This window comes from Aquabacterium sp. G14 (assembly GCF_037482285.1).
Classification (GTDB): Bacteria; Pseudomonadota; Gammaproteobacteria; order Burkholderiales; family Burkholderiaceae_C; genus Aquabacterium.
In genome coordinates this window covers 46,520-65,401 of the sequence record NZ_JBBEYB010000009.1, presented here as the reverse complement: position 1 = coordinate 65,401, position 18,882 = coordinate 46,520, and the positions used below count along the sequence as shown (strand labels likewise).

Sequence of the window (18,882 nt, the reverse complement as noted above, 5' to 3'; positions counted from 1 at the left end):
AGTGATTCATGAAGAAGACCCTCGTGGCCCTGGCCGCAGTGAGCGCCGCCGCTGGCGCATTTGCCCAATCCAACGTCACCATCTACGGCACCTTGGATGCCAGCGTGGCGTATGTGAAGAACCCCACAGACAACACTGGCAAGTCGGCCACCTATCTGAACGACAGTGCCATCTCGACCTCGCGCTGGGGCATGCGGGGCACCGAAGATCTTGGCGGTGGTTTGAAGGCCAACTTCAACCTGGAAAGCGACGTGAACATGGGGACTGGGGCCAACAACCCTGCCGGCATGTTCCGACGCTCTGCGTATGTCTCCCTGGCCAGCGATCAATATGGCGAACTGCGCCTGGGTCGCGCCACGTCGGTGGCGGTGGCTCACTTGGTGTCGGGTGGCATCGTCCTTCCGAGCAATGCCATGCACGGCACGATGCTGATCGGTGCAGGTTTGGCCGGTGACTTCTTTGTACCCAATGCCATCACCTACGTCTCACCATCGCTGTCTGGCCTGCGTGCTTCGCTGTTGTACGCGCCTGGCGAGCAGGCTGGCGACAGCAGCAATGGCAGTGCTGTCCACGCCGCAGTGAAGTACCAAGGCAGCAACTTCACTGTCGGTGGCGCGTATGTCAACGTGGACGACCTCACCGGTGTCACGACACCTGCCTTTGGCCGCAAGTGGTACACCATTGATGGCACCGTGACGCTGGGCAAGGTCAAACTGGGTGCATCCTACTACGACGTCGACCACAACACGGGAGCCACCTCCGTCGACAACCAAGGGTACATCCTCAACGGCAGCTACCAGCTTGACCCCAAGGTCACGTTGTTCGCTGGCCTCATCAAGAGCCTGCAGGATTCCTCGGCCGTTTCTTTGCAAGCTCGCTATGCCCTGTCCAAGCGCACGACGGTGTACGCCGTTTTCAACCGCGCCGACAACGGCAAAGAGGGTGTGAACTTCATCCCGATGTACATCGATGCCGCCAAGGGCGTTCCCGATGCCAAGCAAACGGGTGTGGCAGTTGGCGTGATGCACTCGTTCTGAACGGGTGAATTGAACGGCTTGTCACACGACGCCGGCTGCGACGCCATGTGAGTCGCAGCCCAGCAATGCAGGACCGGGCAGGCAACGCGTGTCCGGTTTTGCCCTGCAGAAATTAGAGTGAAACCCTGAATCGCACACCAGGTAACGCCTGAATTTCGTTGCATCTACACGACAAATATGGCGTCAACCTAGGCTGTGCCCCTAGTTGCCAAGGTTGGTCAGGCGGTTTCAATCGAGATACCCCCCCTTTATGAGGGGTGACAGCGCCCAAGGTTACCCACCGAGCGCGCCGCCTCAACCCAAGATTGGAACCCTGACCATGAAAAAGACCCTCGTCGCCCTCGCGGCACTGAGCGCCACCACTGGCGCGTTTGCGCAGTCGTCTGTCACGTTGTACGGCATCCTGGATGCCAGCGTGGGTTATGTGAACAAAGCCAATGCCGCCGGTAAGTCTGCCACTTACATGAACGACAGCGCTCTGCAGTCGTCCTACTGGGGCCTGCGCGGCTCCGAAGACATTGGCGGCGGACTGAAGGTGAACTTCAACTTGCAGTCCGATGTCCGCACCGACACCGGCGCTGGCAATGCTGACTTCTTCCGTCGTGAAGCCAACGTTTCGCTGGTCAGCGCGAGCTACGGTGAGTTGCGCCTGGGCCGCACGATGTCGCCAGCCATTGCCAACGCCCAAGGTGGTGTGGTGACGCCAGGCAACAGCATTGGTGTTTCGGCAGCGGCAGCTACCGGCACCGCGGCAGACTTCTTCACCAAGAACGCCATCACCTACTACTCGCCCGTGATGTCGGGCGTTCGCGCCACCCTGCAGTACAGCCCTGGCGAAGTCGCAGGCGACTCCGGCGCTGGCCGCAAAATGGCTGCGTCACTGGTCTACACCACCGCAGGCTTGCGACTGGCTGCTGCCGCTCAGCAGGTCGAGGGACTGGACGGAGAAACCTCGCGGACTTGGTACAACGTGAACGGCCAGTACACCTGGGGCGCCTTCAAACTGGGTGCAGGCTGGTACAAGGTGGACCAAGGGGACACAGTAACTACCACGGCCATCAACGCAGATGTGGGTCGCGCACAGGCATCAAACGGCACAACTGCCATCCCGGTTCCCTCAAGCCACGGCTACAACCTGAGCGTGGGTTACCAAGTGAACCCGCAAGCGATCGTTTCTGCCACCTATGTGCACAACAACCAGGATTCATCGCTGCTGAACCTGCAGGCTCGATATGCCCTGTCCAAGCGCACGACCACGTACGCGATGATCGCCATGGCCGACAACGGGACAAAGGGCGTGAACTTCACGCCTTACATGTTTGCAGTCGGCGGCGTGGCCGATAAGAAGCAGTCGGCGCTTGTTCTGGGTGTGATCCACGCGTTCTGATCCAGTCATCATCAGAGCAGATCTTCCTAAAGCGCCTTCGGGCGCTTTTTTGCCGCCATGACATCTGGCTTCGGGAATAAAAAAACCGCCCGAAGGCGGTTTTTCGATCTGATTAGCAAAACAAATCAAAACTGATGCCGAACACCAACTGCGATGACGCGCGTCGTGGCATCGATGTTAGCACCACCACCCGAGAAGAACGGGGTTTCAATCGAACCCAAACCTGTCAGCAAAGGCAGAGGACCACCAACGATGGGAACGCCTGCCGCTGTAGTCTGGGCGAGATCACCGCGATCGTCCTTAACATAGCCGGCACGGACGTACAACTTCGTCCGCTTAGAAAAGTTGTAGTCGCCAGTCAGCATCACCGCAGTGTCTTTACCCTTGGTGAAATTCGTAAACTTAGACTGGGAGACCTGAGCGCCCACCGAAAAATTATCGATTGGATGCTTCACGCCCAGGGCGATTGTATCCAGCTTAACATCGCTGCCATCGTCCATCGAGAACTTGCCTGCGTGCCAAATTCCGGACACTTGTGTACCCAAACCCGGCACAGTGTACTTGGCAGCCAGCGAGTATGCAGAGTACTTGTCAAGATTGAAGAGTGGCACACCCGTCGCCGTTTGCAACACTGCATCACCAAACTTGTTATGGTGATAACTACCGTTTACCAGCAATTCAGGCATCACGAGGTAGTTTACAAACAAGCCCAGCGTCCGACCACGACCTTGGGCATTTGTCGCTTCCGTACCCGCTGATGCACCACCAACAATCTGACCACTGGTCGGGGTGTAGGTGCCAGTGGAAGCACGAGCAGAAGAGATCTTCTGGTCCACGCCAGCCTGAGGCGAATAGGACACAGATGCAGTCAAACCGCCACTCTTGAGCCAATAGCTAACTTGGTTGTCCTGGCGAACTTGCAGGGTGTTTGCGATCAAACCAGAACCCTGAATGTCCGCACCGCCCAAGGCCTCAACAGTCGCGGAAGCAAAACTGTAAAACATCGGAGCGTACTGGCGACCCAGACGCACCTCACCAAAGGGTGTCGTCAACCCCAGATAGGCTTGACGCCCCCACATACGTCCGTCTTGACCGCTTTGTGCGCCAGTATCCAACTGCATTTGGCCTTCAAGTACAAAGCTGCCCTTGTAGCCACCACCAAGATCCTCTGTTCCCTTTACGCCAAGAGAATTAACAGAAGACACACTTGAGGTAACCCGGGTCGTATTGGATTTGTTCACAAAACTCGGCGCGTACGCAGGATTCATGAACAAATTTCCAGGTGCGCTAACTACATTACCTTGACCTTTGCGAACGTTATCGACAGCAACATCGAGGTTGCCGTACAGGGTCAGGGTCGATTGAGCGAAAGCGGTGCTGGCACCGAAGGTGGCCAGAGCGAGCGCAGCTGCGATGTTCAGCGCGGTTTTTTGCATCTTGAATCTCCTAATGAAACCCAGGGAGGGTGTCGTGAATTGTTGCTGGCACGCCCCCGTAGGGGCTCACGGGTTTACACCAGTGTGTGGTCAGCGCACTACACCCAGTGAAGATAGTTCGGCCGGTTGGTAACACTCATCGGGGCGTAGAAACGACAAAAGGGGCCGAAGCCCCTTTTGCATTTACATCCAACAGGTGGATCAGAACTTGTGGCTGACGCCCAGAGCGAAGCCGCTGGCGCGCTCGCCGTCAGTCAAAGTCGGTGCGCTGGAGCCCACCTTGATGTTGGCGTTGTCACCGTTGGACACGGTGGTTGCCAGAGCGTAGACCGAGGTGCGCTTGGACAGGCTGTAGATACCCTTCAAGGCCACAATGGTGGAATCGGCATCAGTGCGTTCGTCACCATAGTCGCGAGCACGCGACACGGAGGCCTGCAGTGCAAAAGCGTTGCCCAACGGCACGTCAAAACGAGCACCGAACAGTTCACGAGCGCCTTCCAGCGTTGCGGAAGCATTGCGGTTGTAGTAACCAGTCACCTTGGCAACAGAGAAGTCATACGACAGGTACGCCAGAGCCGACTTGTCCTTGCCACCAACATTGTTGGTCTTGGCTTCCAGGTAAGCAGCGCCAGCGCCAAAACCGCCTGCTGCGTACTGTGCATTCAGGCCGTACAGGCGGCCAGTCTTGTTGCCAGCAATTTCACTGCCATTGAACTGAGCGCTGTACTGAACTTGAGCGGTCAGACCATTCACCAGCTTAGGCAGGAAATAAGTGATGCTGTTGTCCACACGACGGTACTTGTCGCCAGCCAGGGTCTTGGCGATCTTGAAGTCGTCATAGTCCTGAGCACCCAGGATGCCGGTGTTGCCAGCCAGTGCACCGATCGAAGAGTCGGTGCGACCCAGACGCAGTTCACCGAAGCCACCGCTCAAACCAACCCAAGCCTGACGGCCGAAGAAACGCGTGGAGTCAGCGGCGCCGGTGTCGGTCTTCAGGGAAGCTTCCAGATTGAACAGAGCCTTCAGGCCACCGCCGAGGTCTTCCGTGCCCTTCAGGCCAAAACGCGAGGAGGCCAGGTTGTCGGAGCTCACGCGGGTCACGCTGTCGTCAGCCTTGATGCTCTCGACAGAAGCGTCGACCACGCCGTACAGGGTCAGCGAAGATTGAGCTGAAGCCGCCGAGGCAGCCGAGATGATGGCCAGAGCAAACAGTTTCTTGTTCATGGTTTCTCCGTTAAGGTGAAAAAAGGGGCCACCAACATGCGTTGGCGGTGATGAGGGATTATTTGCCGAGATTGACGCGCTTGCATCGTCAGCGACATTGCGCATGTAGTCAAATGGCAACACAGCTCCTGAGTGTACTCAGCAAAAAGGGGCCGAAGCCCCTTTTGCATTGCTTGTACGTCTGAGGTGAATCAGAACTTGTGGCTCAGACCGATGGCAAAGCCGCGAGCGGTCTCACCGTTGGCAACAGCTGCGCCAACGTCACGGTTCAGGTTGTCGTCGTTCTTGACGTTGGTGAACAGTGCATACACAGAGGTACGCTTGGACAGGGTGTAGATACCCTTCAGAGCGACGATGGTGGCGTCTTCGTTGGCTTTAGCGCCAAACTTGCCGTCCTTAACTTGCGACACCGAAGCCTGCAGCTTGACGTCCTTGCCAACCGGCACATCCAGACGACCGCCCACAACTTGCACCTTTTCAGCTTGGCCGTCGCGCTTGTCTTGCTCAAAGTAACCCGTCAGCTTGGCCACACCGAAGTCGTAACCCAGGTAAGCCAGCACGCCCGTGTCATCCACGGTGGCGGTGCGCTTGGCTTGGATGTAGCCCAGGCCAGCGCTGAAGCCACTGGCTGCGTACTGAACGTTCAGGCCATAGTGGCTGCCAATTTTGTCAGCGTTTTCTTGGGTGGCAGCAACGGGCGCGCCCTTGGTACCGTATGCGGTGCTGTATTGCACCTGAGCGGACAGACCGTCCACAAACTTGGGCAGGATGTAGGTGATGGCGTTGTCGGTACGGCGATATTCATCACCTGCAAAGGTCTTGGCGATTTTCAGATCGTCGTAGGCTTGAGCGCCCAGGATGCTGCTGTTACCAGCCAACACACCAATCGAGGTGTCCTGACGACCGAAGCGCAGTTCACCGAAACCACCCGACACGCCCACCCAGGCAGCGCGGTCAAAGAAGCGATCTTTCGTTGCGCCAGTGTCCACAGCCAGAGCTGCTTCCAGCACGAAGTTAGCCTTCAAGCCACCACCCAGGTCTTCGGTGCCCTTGAAGCCCAGGCGCGAAGAAGCCAGGTTGTCGGAAGACACACGGGTCACGGTGTCGGTGCCCTTGACGCTTTCAACCGACGCGTCGACCACGCCGTAGAGGGTGACAGAAGATTGAGCGAAAACAGCCGAGGAAGCGGCGATGGCGGCCAGAGCCAGCAGAGTCTTTTTCATGGAATTCTCCAAAGTTGAACTACACGCTTCAGCGATGTCGTGAGACGGTGGACGGGTGACTGGCACCTCGGTGGTTGGACCTGAGAGCCAGGCCGAAGTCCGCTGAAACTCGGGGTATTCCAGCAAAGTTCTGTGACACTACTGATGACAGCGTTGTCACATGGACATGGCCCCCGCGATTGTGTTGCATGGGCGCAACTCACCTGCGCCGCGGATAATCCGGGCATGAGCATCCAGACCGACGACTTCGACGCCCCTCGCCGGGCACGCTCCACCTCCGCCAATCCCTTCGTGACCGAGGCGGCCGATCGCGTGGTGGGCGCGGCGGTGACGTCGCCGCTGGAGGATGTGATGGAGCGGGCCTTGCGGCCCAAGGACCTGGACGAGTACGTGGGCCAGGCCAAGGCCCGCGAGCAGCTGGAGATTTTCATTGGCGCGGCGCGCAAGCGTGGCGAGGCGCTGGACCATGTGCTGCTGTTCGGCCCCCCCGGCCTGGGCAAGACGACGCTGAGCCACATCATCGCCACGGAACTGGGAGTGAACCTGCGCCAGACCTCCGGGCCGGTGCTGGAGAAGCCCAAGGACCTGGCGGCCATCCTGACGAATCTGGAGCGCAATGACGTCTTGTTCATTGACGAGATTCACCGCCTGAGCCCGGTGGTGGAGGAGATCCTCTACCCCGCGCTGGAGGACTACCAAATCGACATCATGATTGGCGAAGGGCCAGCCGCCCGCTCGATCAAGCTGGATTTGCAGCCGTTCACGTTGGTAGGGGCCACAACACGCGCGGGCATGTTGACCAACCCGCTGCGCGACCGCTTTGGCATCGTCGCCCGGCTGGAGTTTTACTCGGCGCTGGAGTTGCAGCGCATCGTGACGCGGTCAGCGGGTCTGCTGGGCGCACCGATTGACGCGGAAGGGGCGATGGAGGTGGCGCGGCGCTCACGCGGTACGCCCCGGATTGCCAACCGCCTGCTGCGCCGGGTGCGGGACTATGCCGAGGTGAAGGGCGATGGCCGCATCACGCGCGAGATGGCCGACAAGGCACTGGCGATGCTGGATGTGGACCCCGCAGGCTTTGACGTGATGGACCGCAAGCTGCTGGAAGCCATCATTCACCGCTTTGACGGCGGCCCGGTGGGGCTGGACAACGTGGCTGCCGCCATTGGCGAAGAGCGCGACACCATCGAAGATGTCATTGAGCCCTATCTGATTCAGCAGGGCTACCTGCAGCGCACACCGCGCGGGCGCATTGCCACGGCCGCAGCGTTCCGGCATCTGGGCCTGCTGGCACCTCAGGGAGACAGCCTGCTGGACTGATCAGCGTGCGAATTGGCGCCGGCTCAGCGACGGCGCAGGAGGTGGACGTATTCCTCGTGGCCATCACCCTGCAGGGCTTGCTGGTCAATCAGGTCGTTGCCGGTCTGACGGGCAAAGGCCTGAAAGTCGCGCACGGAGCCGGGGTCGGTGGCCAGGACTTTGAGGATCTCGCCGCTGTGCATGTCCGACAGGGCTTTTTTGGCCTTGAGGATGGGCAAGGGGCAGATCAGGCCGCGGGCGTCGAGTTCTTTGTGGATGTCCATGGCGATGCGGGCTGGTAGGCCGGGCTGGAGGGCTCGGACGGGGTGAGTCAGGCCGGGAAGACCCCGGTGGAGAGGTAGCGATCACCCCGGTCACAGACGATGAACACGATGGTGGCGTTGCTCAGATTCTGCGCCAATTGCAGGGCGGCCCAGCAGGCACCGGCGGCCGAGATGCCGCAGAAGAGCCCCTCTTCGGCCGCCAGACGGCGCGCCATGTCCTCGGCATCGGCCTGGCTGACGTAGATGAGCTCGTCCACGCGGCTGGGATCGTAGATCTTGGGCAGGTAGGCCTCGGGCCATTTGCGGATGCCGGGGATGCGCGAACCTTCTTGCGGCTGGGCACCCACGATGCGCACGGCCGGGTTCTGCTCTTTCAGGTACTTGGAGACGCCGGTGATGGTGCCGGTGGTGCCCATGGCGCTGACGAAGTGGGTGATCTGCCCCTTGGTGTCCAGCCAAATTTCAGGCCCGGTGGTCTCAAAGTGCACCGCCGGGTTGTCGGGGTTGGCGAACTGGTCGAGCACGACGCCTTTGCCCTCGCGCACCATCTGGTCGGCCAGATCGCGGGCGTACTCCATGCCGCCGCTCTTGGGCGTGAGGATGAGCTCGGCGCCAAACGCCTTCATGGTCTGGGCGCGTTCGATGCTGAGGTCTTCCGGCATGATCAGGACCATGCGGTAACCGCGGATGGCGGCGGCCATGGCCAATGCGATGCCAGTGTTGCCCGAGGTGGCCTCGATGAGGGTGTCGCCGGGCTTGATCTCACCACGCTCTTCGGCGCGACGGATCATGTTGATGGCGGGGCGGTCTTTGACAGAGCCGGCCGGGTTGTTGCCTTCAAGCTTGGCCAGGATGACGTTGCCACGGGCGGCGTTGTCAGCCCCGGGGATGCGTTGCAGGCGCACGAGAGGGGTTTTGCCAATGGCGTCTTCAAGCGTGGGATAGGTCATCGCGGCCAACCGTCCTCTGCAAACAAAAAGAGCCCCTGGATCGGAGCTCTTGATGGCATTGAGTGGTGCCCCGGGCCGGACTCGAACCGGCACCCCTTGCGGGACCGGATTTTGAATCCGGCGCGTCTACCAATTTCACCACCAGGGCATCTGTGTGAAGAACGAGAGGATAGCACAAGCCAAGGCGCCCTGACGAGGCGTAACGAGACTCGCGGCGTTCTATGATGCGTTTTTGCAATTTGACCGACGCGACGCATGCCTCCCTTGCCCCCCATCACCCAGGCCCTGCTTCTGATCAACGTGGCTTTGTTCTGCCTGGACTTGGCTTTTGGTCATCTGTTGTCTCAGTACATGGCCTTGTGGCCTTTGCAAAGCGGCTACTTCATGCCCTGGCAGGTGGTGACCTACGCCTTCATGCATGGCTCGCTGGGTCACATCTTTTTCAACATGATGGGCTTGTGGATGTTCGGCAGCGAGTTGGAACGCATCTGGGGGCCTCGGCGGTACATGCAGTTCCTGCTGGCCAGTGTGCTGACGGCTGCCGCATGCCAGTTGTTCATCTCGATGCTAGGGGGATGGGGCAACCCAACCGTCGGAGCGTCGGGCGGCCTGTTTGGCTTGCTGCTCGCGTACGGGATGATGTTTCCTAACCGCACGATCATGCCCTTGTTCCCTCCCATCCCGATGAAGGCCAAGGTGTTCGTGGCGGTGTATGGCGGACTGGAGTTGTTCTTGGGCGTCACTGGCACCACCTCTGGCGTGGCGCACTTCGCGCACCTGGGTGGCATGCTGGGAGGCTGGCTGATGCTGCGCTACTGGCGCGGCCAACCTCCGTTCAAGTCAGGTCGCGGCCCGCGTCGTTTCTGATTCTTGACCACAGGCCGTGACCCAGCACATCGCACCCGTCATGTGCCGGGCGGCGACGAGACCTCGGTGCGTCGCACCTCAACTGGCATGACCGCGCGATAGGCATGCCAAGAGGCGTGCCCCAACACCGGTCCAACCACCAGCAACCCCAGGAAACCAGGCAGCAAGGCCAACAAGATCAGGCCAGAGATCAAGGCGGCCCACAACAGCATCACGCCAGTTTGCGTGCTGACCAGGCGCAGGCTCGCCAGACCAGCGGAGATGGCATCGACACCTCGGTCCAGGATCATCGGCATGCTGATCACGCTGATGGCGTAGATCAGCGCCGCAAAGATGCCGCCCACCAGCGTGTACGTCACGAAAAAGGTCAGGTACTCCTCGGTCAGGAACGATGAGAGGGGGCCGGTGAAGTCTGGCATACCGGTGAAGCTGATCGCGAAGACGATCATGGCGGCACGCCCCCACAGCATCTCCAGAACGAGCAAGATGGCCGCGAAGATGGCCAACTGTGCGCTGCTGATGCGCCACGCTGTGAGAGAGCGCCAGAAGTCGGGCGGCTCGCCACGCTCCAGCCCACGACTGACCTGGTACAAGCCCAGACACAGGAAGGGCCCCATCAGCAAAAATCCCGCCGACAGGGCCAGGGTGTACTGCGGCGCGAATTCGAAAACCGCGAGGAGCGCCCAGCCCATCAGCACAAAACAGGCGCCATAAAAGAGGCCGATGGCAGGCGCGTGCAGGAAGTCGGACCAGCCTCGCTGCAGCCAGCGCCAGGGATCTGACCACGACAAAGTGGCCTGAGGCATGTCCAAGACACTGGGCGCGCGAGAGCCTTCCGCTGTGACGAGGTCGCTGTCGGACCGCGCCGCGGGTGAACGGTCGACCAGGGTGTCGGATGCTGTGGCCTGCGTGGCATCCCGATCGTCACGCTGGTGGCCGTAAGAGGACACGGCCCAGTGACCATGGTGGCGCTTGAGAACCGAACGCCGACGGGTTCCCCGCCGACGCGAAACAAGCACGTGATGCGACAAGCGACCCACTGAGCCCATACGTCCTCCCGCCGGAAGTCATGTTGACAAGACAGTACGCCCCCGCAAGAGGATCGTCATTGGGACAAGCACGCAGCCCTGCGGGGGACAGGGCTCTCGGGCACGACGGCATAGCCCGCTCCCACTGGTCGCCCGTGCGACAGGATCAAGCGCCAGACTGGATGGTCGTCAGGGCCTGGTCAAGTTGCTGCAGGGTGCGCGGAACGTTGTGCCATTTTTCCAGGCCGAACAGGCCCAGACGGAACGTGCGGAAATCGGTCGGCTCATCACACTGCAGGGGCACACCTGCAGCCGTTTGCAGGCCCAGAGCCAGGAATTTCTTGCTGGATTGAATATCGGGATCCGTGGTGTAGCTGACCACGACGCCGGGTGCCTGGAAGCCCTCGGCCGCCACGCTCTCGAAGCGGTGTCGGGCCAGCAGCGCACGCACTTCGAGGCCCAGGGTGATCTGCTCCTGGCGTACCTTTTCGAATCCGTAAGCCTCGGTTTCGGCCATGGCCTCGCGCAGACGCACGAGGGCATCGGTGGGCATCGTCGAGTGGTAGGCATGGCCACCACCCTCGTAGGTTTCCATGATCTGCAACCACTTCTTGAGGTCCATCGCGAAGGTGCTGCTTTGGGTGGCGTCGATGGCCTGGCGGGCACGCTCGCTGAGCATGACCATGGCGCAGCAGGGCGAGCTGCTCCAGCCCTTTTGTGGTGCCGAGATCAGGATGTCGACACCGGTGGCTTTCATGTCCACCCACATGGCGCCCGAGGCGATGCAGTCGAGCACGAACAGGCCACCGACTGCGTGCACGGCATCGGCGACGGCCTTGAGGTAGTCATCGGGCAGGATCATGCCGGCCGCGGTTTCGACGTGGGGAGCGAACACCAGGGCGGGCTTCTCGCGGGCGATGGTGGCCACGACCTCGTCGATGGGGGCTGGCACCCAGGGGCTTTGCGAGTCGTCGCGCAGGCGGCGCGCCTTCATGACGGTGTGACTGGCCGGGATCTGGCCCATGTCGAATATCTGGGTCCAACGGTAGCTGAACCAGCCGTTGCGGATCACCAGAACATGCTGGCCGTGTGCAAACTGACGTGCGACCGACTCCATGCCGAAGGTGCCACTGCCGGGCACGAGCGCGACCGAATGTGCGTTGTACACCCGCTTGAGCATGGCCGAGATGTCGGTCATCACGCCTTGGAAGCGCTTGGACATGTGGTTCAGCGCACGGTCGGTGTAGACCACCGAAAACTCGAGCAGACCGTCAGGGTCGATGGCGGGAAGCAGTCCAGGCATGGCAATCAAGGGCAGAGTCAATGTACTGCGTTCAGCGTAGCACACCGCCCTGCCCTCACATCGCAGGCGCATCCCTGAGCAAAGCGGGGTTTAGCCCCCGCGGCGCACGCGCAGGATCTCGTCGAGGATCAGCAACACCGCCCCCACACTGATGGCGCAATCGGCGACGTTGAAGGCCGGGAAATGGCCGCCGGGGAAGATGCCCGAGAGGAAGGCCCAGTGGAAGTCCAGAAAGTCCACCACATAGCCGTGCACCAGGCGGTCGATGACGTTGCCGATGGCCCCACCCAGGATGAGCGTGAGCGCCCAGGCAAAGAGCTTCTGGTTGCCGTGTTGGCGCAGCATGTAGACGATGAAGACGGTGGCCACAGCCCCCAGGCCGACGAAGAACCAGCGTTGCCAGCCCCCCGCCCCCGCCAGGAACGAGAAAGCCGCGCCGGTGTTGTGCGCCCGCACGATGTTAAAGAAGGACCAGACCTCGCGGCTGTCACCGTGCTGCATCCAGCCGACGATGAGCACCTTGGTGAACTGGTCGAGCAGAATGATGATGGCGGCAATGCCGAGCCAGGGCAACAAGCCCTGGTTGCCGCCACGCGCGGCGGCGCCGGAAGACTTCTTGGTGGCCATCAGGCGTGCTCGCGGTGTTCGCCGTCGCCGTGCAGGTTGCTGTCGCAACGGCCGCAGATCGTCGGGTGCTCGGGGTTGACGCCCACGTCGTCACGGTAGTGCCAGCAGCGCTCGCACTTGACGGCCTTGGAGGGGTTGACCTCAATCTGGGTGCTGTGGCCTTCGGCCAGCTCGACGCTGGAGACAATGAGCACGAACTTGAGGTCGTCACCCAGGCTGCGCAGGTCGGCCAGCAGGCGCTGGTCGTCGGCGTTGATGGTGACGAACAGGTTGGCTTGCAGCGAGGCGCCCACTTCACCACGGGTGCGCACTTCTTCGATCTGGCGGTTGACCTCTTCGCGGAAGGCGCGGATGCGCGACCACTTGGCCAGCAGCTCGGTGTCCTTGTCGGCCTCGTGGAAGTCCCAGTAGGTCTCGGTGAAGATGGTCTCGCCACCGTTGAAGATCTTCCAGGCCTCTTCGGCGGTGAAGCTCAGGAACGGGGCCATCCAGCGCAGCATGCCGTTCGTGATGTGCCACAGCGCGGTTTGCGCAGCGCGGCGGGCCTTGCTGTTCGTCGCGCTGGTATACAGGCGGTCCTTCAGAACGTCGAGGTAGAAGGCACCGAGGTCTTCGGAGCAGTACACCTGCAGCTTGGCGACCACGGGGTGGAACTCGTAGCGCTCGTAGTGGGCCAGGATGTCTTCCTGCAACTGCGAGGCACGGGCCAGGGCGTAGCGGTCGATCTCGAGCAACTCGCTCAGCGGCACGGCGTCGGTCGCCGGGTTGAAGTCCGACGTGTTGGCCAGCAGGAAGCGCAGGGTGTTGCGGATGCGGCGGTAGCCATCGACCACGCGGGCGAGGATCTTGTCGTCGATGCCCAGGTCACCGGAGTAGTCGGTGGAGGCGGCCCACAGGCGGATGATTTCCGCGCCCATCTTGCCGGACACCTCTTGCGGAGCGACCACGTTGCCGACCGACTTGGACATCTTGCGGCCCTGGCCGTCGACGGTGAAGCCGTGGGTCAGCAGGCCCTTGTAGGGCGCGCGGCCGTAGATGGCGCAGGCGGCCAGCAGGGAGCTGTGGAACCAGCCGCGGTGCTGGTCATGGCCTTCGAGGTAGAGGTCGGCTTCGTGCAGCTCGTCGTGGCCGGCGTCAGGGTGGCTGCCCTGGGCAGGGTTGAGCACGTGGAAGAAGGAGGTGCCCGAGTCGAACCAAACGTCGAGGATGTCGGTGGACTTGGCGTAGTCGTCGGCCTGGTCACCCAGCCAGGCGGCCATGTCCAGCGTGGACCAGGCTTCGACGCCGCCCTGTTCGACCAGGTCGGCGGCCTTGTCCATCAGAGCCATGGTGTCGGGGTGCAGCTCGCCCGTGACCTTGTGCAGGAAGAAGGGCAGCGGCACGCCCCAGTTGCGCTGGCGGCTGATGCACCAGTCGGGGCGGTTGGCGATCATGTCGCGCAGGCGGGCGCGGCCGTTCTCGGGGTAGAAGGTGGTGTGGTCGATGGCGTCCAGCGCAGTCTGGCGCAGGGTCTTCTCGGCCTTGTCGGTGGTGAAGACGCCCTCGCCTTCGTCCATGCGCACGAACCATTGGGCGGCAGCGCGGAAGATGACAGGCGTTTTGTGGCGCCAGCAGTGCGGGTAGCTGTGGACGATGTCCTGGGTGGCCAGCAGGCGGCCGTGCTCGCGCAGGGTCTCCAGCACCACGGGGGCGGCCTTCCAGATGTGCATGCCGCCGAACAGGGGCAGTTCGGCCTCGTAGACGCCGTTGCCTTGCACGGGGTTGAGAATGTCGTCGAACTTCAGGCCGTGGGCGATGCAGGAGTTGAAGTCGTCCACACCGTAGGCGGGGGCGGCGTGCACGATGCCGGTGCCGTCTTCGGCGCTGACGTAGTCGGCCAGGTAGACGGGGGCTTCGCGGTTGTAGCCTTCATGCACATGGGCCAGCGGGTGCTTGAACTTGAGGCCTTCGAGCTTGGCGCCGGTGGTCGTTGCGATGACCTTGCAGTCGTCGGCGGCAAAGCCGTAACGAGCCACGGCTTTTTCGACCAGCGACTCGGCCAGCACCAGCAGGCCCTTGGGCGTGTCGACCAGGGCGTAGCTGAGTTCGGCGTGGACGTTCAGGGCCTGATTGGCCGGGATGGTCCAGGCGGTGGTGGTCCAGATCACCGTGAAGGCGTCTTTGCTCAGGCTGCTCAGGCCAAAGGCGGCCGCCAGCTTGGCGGGCTCGGCGCTCGGGAAGGCCACGTCCAGCGTTTGCGACTTCTTGTCGGCGTATTCGATTTCGAACTCGGCCAGGGACGAGCCGCAGTCGAAGCACCAGTAGACAGGCTTGAGGCCACGGTAGACGTAGCCGCGCTCCATGATCTTCTTGAGCGCGCGGATTTCGTTGGCTTCGTTGCCGAAGTCCATGGTGCGGTAGGGATGGGCCCAGTCGGCCAGCACGCCCAGGCGCTTGAAGTCGGTGCGTTGGCCGTCGATCTGCTCGGCGGCGTAGACGCGGGCCTTGGCCTGCACGTCGTCGCGGCTGAGGTTGCGACCGAAGGTTTTCTCGATCTGGTTCTCGATGGGCAGACCGTGGCAGTCCCAGCCAGGCACGTAGATGGCGTCCATGCCCTTGAGCTGGCGCGCCTTGACGATCATGTCCTTGAGGATCTTGTTGACGGCGTGACCGATGTGGATGTTGCCGTTGGCGTACGGCGGGCCGTCGTGCAGCACGAATTTGGGCGCTCCTTGACGGGCCGCGCGCAGCTTGTCGTACAGACCGTTTTGCTCCCACTCGGCCACCCAGCCGGGCTCACGCTTGGGCAGGTCCCCCCGCATCGGGAAGGGGGTGTCCGGCATGTTCAGCGTGGCGCGGTACTTGGACTCGGGTGCCTCGGCGGGTTTGGCGCCGCCCTTTTTGGCTTCTTGTTGGCTCTTGCCGGGCTTGGCGGTCTGGTCTTGGCTCATGGGGGCTCAGGGTTCGGCTTAAACGCCGCGCCGCTGAGCCTCGAAAAACCCGCGCGCGTCGGCAATGTCTTGGTGGATGGCGGCCTGCAAGGCCTCCAGGCCGTCGTAACGGGCCTCGTCTCGCAACTTGTGCAAGAGCTCTACGCGCACGATTTTACCGTAGCCCCCTTCCTTGCCGAGGGTGTTGGGCCAATCAAAGCAGTGGACCTCGAGCAGGACGCGGCCGGCGTCCTCCACCGTGGGGCGCACGCCCAGGCTGGCGACGCCCTCCAGGGGCTGCTCGGCCAAGCCGTGGGCACGGACCACGAAGATGCCTGAAGTGGCGGGTTTTTCGTGCCCGAAGCGGACGTTGAGGGTGCGGCAATCGAGGCTGCGGCCCAGTTTGGCGCCGTGGATGACGTGACCGCTGATGGTGTAGGGGCGGCCCAGCAGGCGCTCGACCTGGGGCATGTCGCCCGCAGCCAAGGCGTCACGGACGACCGAGGAGGACACGCGCAGACCATGGACCTCGTAACTCATCATGCGAGCGACATCGAAGCCCTGGCGGTTGCCCTCGGCATCGAGCAGGTCGTAGTCGCCGGCGCGCTTGGCGCCAAAGCGGAAGTCATCCCCCACCAGCACGTAGCGGGCCTTCAGGCCGTTCACCAGCACATCGTCGATGAAGGCCTGGGGGCTGAGGCTGGCCAGGCGCTGGTCAAAGGGCAGGACCACGACCTGGTCGACGCCGCAGCGCTCCAGCTCAGAGAGCTTGTCACGCAAGGTGGCGATGCGCGCGGGCGCCAGGTCGGACTTGCCCGTCAGCGCGGCAAAGTAATCGCGCGGGTGCGGCTCGAAAGTGAGGACCGTCGCGGGTAGCCCTCGGTGTTGGGCCTCGTTGCGCAACAGGGCGAGCATCGCCTGGTGTCCGCGATGAACACCGTCAAAATTACCGATGGTCAGCGCACAGGCGGGCGCCAGTGCTGCATGATGGAATCCACGAAAGATCTGCATGGGGCGCATTATCCGGCCAGCCTGCACCGAGACGTCGACGATGCTGGTTGAGCGTGACAGAAACGCAATTTTCAGCACGATTCTCTGCAGGAGCAGATTCGACGATCCGCCTTCTGTCCGAGAATGAAGGTCAACCTATTTCTGCGCCTTGCCCACGCCTCCATGCCCTTCAAGCGCCTTGCTCTCCCGCTGCCTGCCTTGCTGGTCCTGCCGATCGTGATTCTGGCGGTGGCCGTGTCTGGCCTGGTGTGGCTGGTGCTGCGCCAGCAGCAGGCGGGCGCAGATTTGCGCCATGCACGCGAAGAGTTGCGGCAGAGTGTGCAGGTCGCACGCGTCATGCTCCAGCCAAACGGCCTGCAGCCGCCGCATGGACAGGCGGCCGTCCTGCATGCATCGCCAGAGGCGCTGCAGTCTGGCTTGCAACACGCCTTGCACCTGATGCCCCAGGTCCAGGTGGCAGTGCTCGCGCAAGAACGCGTGGATGGCGCCTGGCAACCCAGCCACGGGGATGCCAAGGCATGGACCTCGGCTTACGAGGCCTTGAGCCTGACTGAGCGCCGCACGCTCACGGCTCACCGCAGCGATGGCGCCCCCCTTGAGTTTGAGGCCGATGGCTGGCTGCATGCTGCCTTGTCCGTGAGCGCTCCGGCACTGCCCGGAGGACGAGCGGTGGTGTGGCTGCGAACCGGGCCCGCCGTGGCCGATCCTGGCTGGGCGCGGGCGCGCTGGCAGTTGGCACTGGTGACGCTAGGGGGCTTCTCGTTGGCCGGGGCGCTGCTGTGGCAACAAGGTGCCAGGGTGCGGCGCGGCTTGCTCGACCTGAGCGGCTGGACACACCGGGCCACACAAGAGGAATGGCCCGATGTGCCCATCCCAGCAGGGCCGGCGGAGTTGCACCATCTGGGCAAGATGATGCAGGGCCTCACACAGTTCCGTCACGAGCGGGAAAAAGACATTCGCCAGACGGCTTTCCGTGACACCCTGACCCACTTGCCCAACCGCGCCTTCTTTCAGATGCGACTGGCGCAACAGATCACCGAGGCGCGCAAAGCACAGCGCAGTGGCGCCCTGATCACCCTGGACATTCAGCGCTTCAAACACGTCAACGCCGTGCTGGGCCAGGCATCGGGTGATGCCCTGCTGCGCAAGGTGGCACATCGCCTGACGGCCAGCCTGCCGGACGTCCACCATGTGCTGGGACGCATCGGCGGCAATCAGTTTGCATGCCTGGTCCCTCGCGCGGACAAGGTGAGTGCCACACAACTGGCCAAAGCCCTGCTGCGCAACATGGACACGCCTTTCGAGCTGGATGGTCAGGCCATTGATCTGATGGCCCAAGCCGGGGTCACGCTGTTCCCGGAAGATGGCCGCACTGCCGATGAATTGCTGTCACATGCCGAGATGGCCATGAATGTGGCCCGCCAGAAGATGAGCAGTGTGATGGTCTACAGCCCAGACATGGATCCGGACCAGGCCGCGTCACTGAGTTTGCTGACAGAGCTGAAGCAGGCCGTGAACCGCCATGAACTGAAGTTGTTCCTGCAGCCCAAGATTTGCCTGGCCACGAACACGGTGCTCGGCGCGGAGGCCTTGATCCGCTGGCAGCATCCTGAGCACGGTCTCATCACACCCGATCGTTTCATTCCATTTGCCGAACAGACCGGCTTCATGCGGGTGCTGACCTTGTGGGCCGTGGATCAGGCATCGGCCATCTGGCGCGCATGGCTGCAAGCGGGACTGGATCTGAAGATCGCCGTGAACCTGTCTCCCAGAGATCTGATGGACCGTGAGTTGCCCCAACACCTGCATGCGATCGTGACACGTCACCACGTGCCAGCGAGTGCCATCGTGCTGGAGATCACCGAGGGTGCGACGATGGACGATCCGGTTCACGGTCAACAAATCTTGAGTCGCTTGAGCGAGCTGGGCTTCCAACTGTCGATTGACGACTTCGGGACGGGCTATTCCTCACTGGCTTACCTGAAGACACTGCCGGTTCAAGAGTTGAAGATCGACAAGTCGTTTGTGCTGAACATGCAAAACGACTTGAACGACGCCAAGATCGTGCGCTCCGTCATTGACTTGGCGCACAACCTGGGCATGCGTGTGGTGGCGGAAGGCCTGGAATCGGCCAAGAGTTGGAAGCTGCTGGAGGGCCTGCACTGCGATGAAGCGCAGGGTTTCTTCATCAGCCGGCCCATGCCACCCGATGCGTTCGTGGCATGGGTGCGCGATTGGGAGGCGCCCAGCGTGCAGGACGAGTACCTGAACACGGACTTCAAGAACATTCTGTGAGC

At 62.0% G+C, this 18,882-nt stretch carries 15 protein-coding genes and 1 tRNA gene; 5 read left to right on the top strand and 11 right to left on the bottom strand.

Annotated elements, in window-relative coordinates:
- Positions 1–8 precede the first annotated feature (8 nt).
- Positions 9–1,037, top strand: coding sequence for a porin (locus tag WIT60_RS11220; RefSeq protein WP_339584008.1), 1,029 nt, complete (start codon positions 9–11; stop codon positions 1,035–1,037).
- Between the two features lie 319 nt (positions 1,038–1,356).
- Positions 1,357–2,424 (top strand): porin, encoded by a 1,068-nt coding sequence (locus WIT60_RS11215; protein WP_339584007.1) that lies wholly within the window; start codon positions 1,357–1,359, stop codon positions 2,422–2,424.
- A 125-nt stretch (positions 2,425–2,549) separates the two neighbouring features.
- On the opposite strand, the gene WIT60_RS11210 is transcribed toward WIT60_RS11215, so the two are convergent.
- From WIT60_RS11210 to WIT60_RS11200, 3 genes are all read right to left on the bottom strand, one after another.
- On the bottom strand, positions 2,550–3,860 hold the full coding sequence (locus WIT60_RS11210) for a porin (RefSeq protein ID WP_339584006.1): 1,311 nt from the start codon (positions 3,858–3,860) through the stop codon (positions 2,550–2,552).
- Positions 3,861–4,061: 201 nt separating this feature from the next.
- Positions 4,062–5,084, bottom strand: coding sequence for a porin (locus WIT60_RS11205; RefSeq protein ID WP_339584005.1), 1,023 nt, complete (start codon positions 5,082–5,084; stop codon positions 4,062–4,064).
- A gap of 191 nt (positions 5,085–5,275) precedes the next feature.
- A complete protein-coding gene (locus tag WIT60_RS11200) occupies positions 5,276–6,307 on the bottom strand; it encodes a porin (protein WP_339584004.1) in 1,032 nt (343 codons plus the stop codon).
- A gap of 225 nt (positions 6,308–6,532) precedes the next feature.
- Here WIT60_RS11200 and ruvB point away from each other — a divergent pair, with 225 nt between their 5' ends.
- On the top strand, positions 6,533–7,627 hold the full coding sequence (ruvB, locus tag WIT60_RS11195; protein WP_339584003.1) for a Holliday junction branch migration DNA helicase RuvB: 1,095 nt from the start codon (positions 6,533–6,535) through the stop codon (positions 7,625–7,627).
- Between the two features lie 23 nt (positions 7,628–7,650).
- Here ruvB and WIT60_RS11190 read toward each other — a convergent pair whose 3' ends face one another.
- From WIT60_RS11190 to WIT60_RS11180, 3 genes are all read right to left on the bottom strand, one after another.
- Entirely contained in the window at positions 7,651–7,890 is a 240-nt protein-coding gene (locus tag WIT60_RS11190; RefSeq protein ID WP_306563789.1) for a sulfurtransferase TusA family protein, read from the bottom strand.
- A gap of 47 nt (positions 7,891–7,937) precedes the next feature.
- A complete protein-coding gene (cysM, locus tag WIT60_RS11185; protein ID WP_339584002.1) occupies positions 7,938–8,840 on the bottom strand; it encodes a cysteine synthase CysM in 903 nt (300 codons plus the stop codon).
- 63 nt (positions 8,841–8,903) lie between these two features.
- A tRNA-Leu gene (locus WIT60_RS11180) sits at positions 8,904–8,988 on the bottom strand.
- Positions 8,989–9,095: 107 nt separating this feature from the next.
- Between WIT60_RS11180 and WIT60_RS11175 the strand changes: the two genes are divergently transcribed.
- Positions 9,096–9,707, top strand: a complete 612-nt coding sequence (locus WIT60_RS11175) for a rhomboid family intramembrane serine protease (protein WP_339584001.1) — start codon at positions 9,096–9,098, stop codon at positions 9,705–9,707.
- A gap of 38 nt (positions 9,708–9,745) precedes the next feature.
- Here WIT60_RS11175 and WIT60_RS11170 read toward each other — a convergent pair whose 3' ends face one another.
- The 5 genes from WIT60_RS11170 to WIT60_RS11150 form a co-directional block, all read right to left on the bottom strand.
- Positions 9,746–10,657: a DUF2189 domain-containing protein gene (locus WIT60_RS11170; RefSeq protein WP_339584000.1), complete on the bottom strand. Its 912-nt coding sequence runs from the start codon at positions 10,655–10,657 to the stop codon at positions 9,746–9,748.
- A 244-nt stretch (positions 10,658–10,901) separates the two neighbouring features.
- On the bottom strand, positions 10,902–12,038 hold the full coding sequence (locus WIT60_RS11165) for an aminotransferase class V-fold PLP-dependent enzyme (protein WP_339583999.1): 1,137 nt from the start codon (positions 12,036–12,038) through the stop codon (positions 10,902–10,904).
- 90 nt (positions 12,039–12,128) lie between these two features.
- Entirely contained in the window at positions 12,129–12,665 is a 537-nt protein-coding gene (lspA, locus tag WIT60_RS11160; protein WP_339583998.1) for a signal peptidase II, read from the bottom strand.
- Entirely contained in the window at positions 12,665–15,487 is a 2,823-nt protein-coding gene (gene ileS, locus WIT60_RS11155) for an isoleucine--tRNA ligase (RefSeq protein ID WP_339584081.1), read from the bottom strand. Before ileS ends, lspA begins: the two co-directional genes overlap by 1 nt.
- Before the next feature lie 126 nt (positions 15,488–15,613).
- A complete protein-coding gene (locus WIT60_RS11150) occupies positions 15,614–16,585 on the bottom strand; it encodes a bifunctional riboflavin kinase/FAD synthetase (RefSeq protein WP_339583997.1) in 972 nt (323 codons plus the stop codon).
- Positions 16,586–16,747: 162 nt separating this feature from the next.
- Between WIT60_RS11150 and WIT60_RS11145 the strand changes: the two genes are divergently transcribed.
- A complete protein-coding gene (locus WIT60_RS11145; protein ID WP_339583996.1) occupies positions 16,748–18,880 on the top strand; it encodes a putative bifunctional diguanylate cyclase/phosphodiesterase in 2,133 nt (710 codons plus the stop codon).
- Positions 18,881–18,882 lie beyond the last annotated feature (2 nt).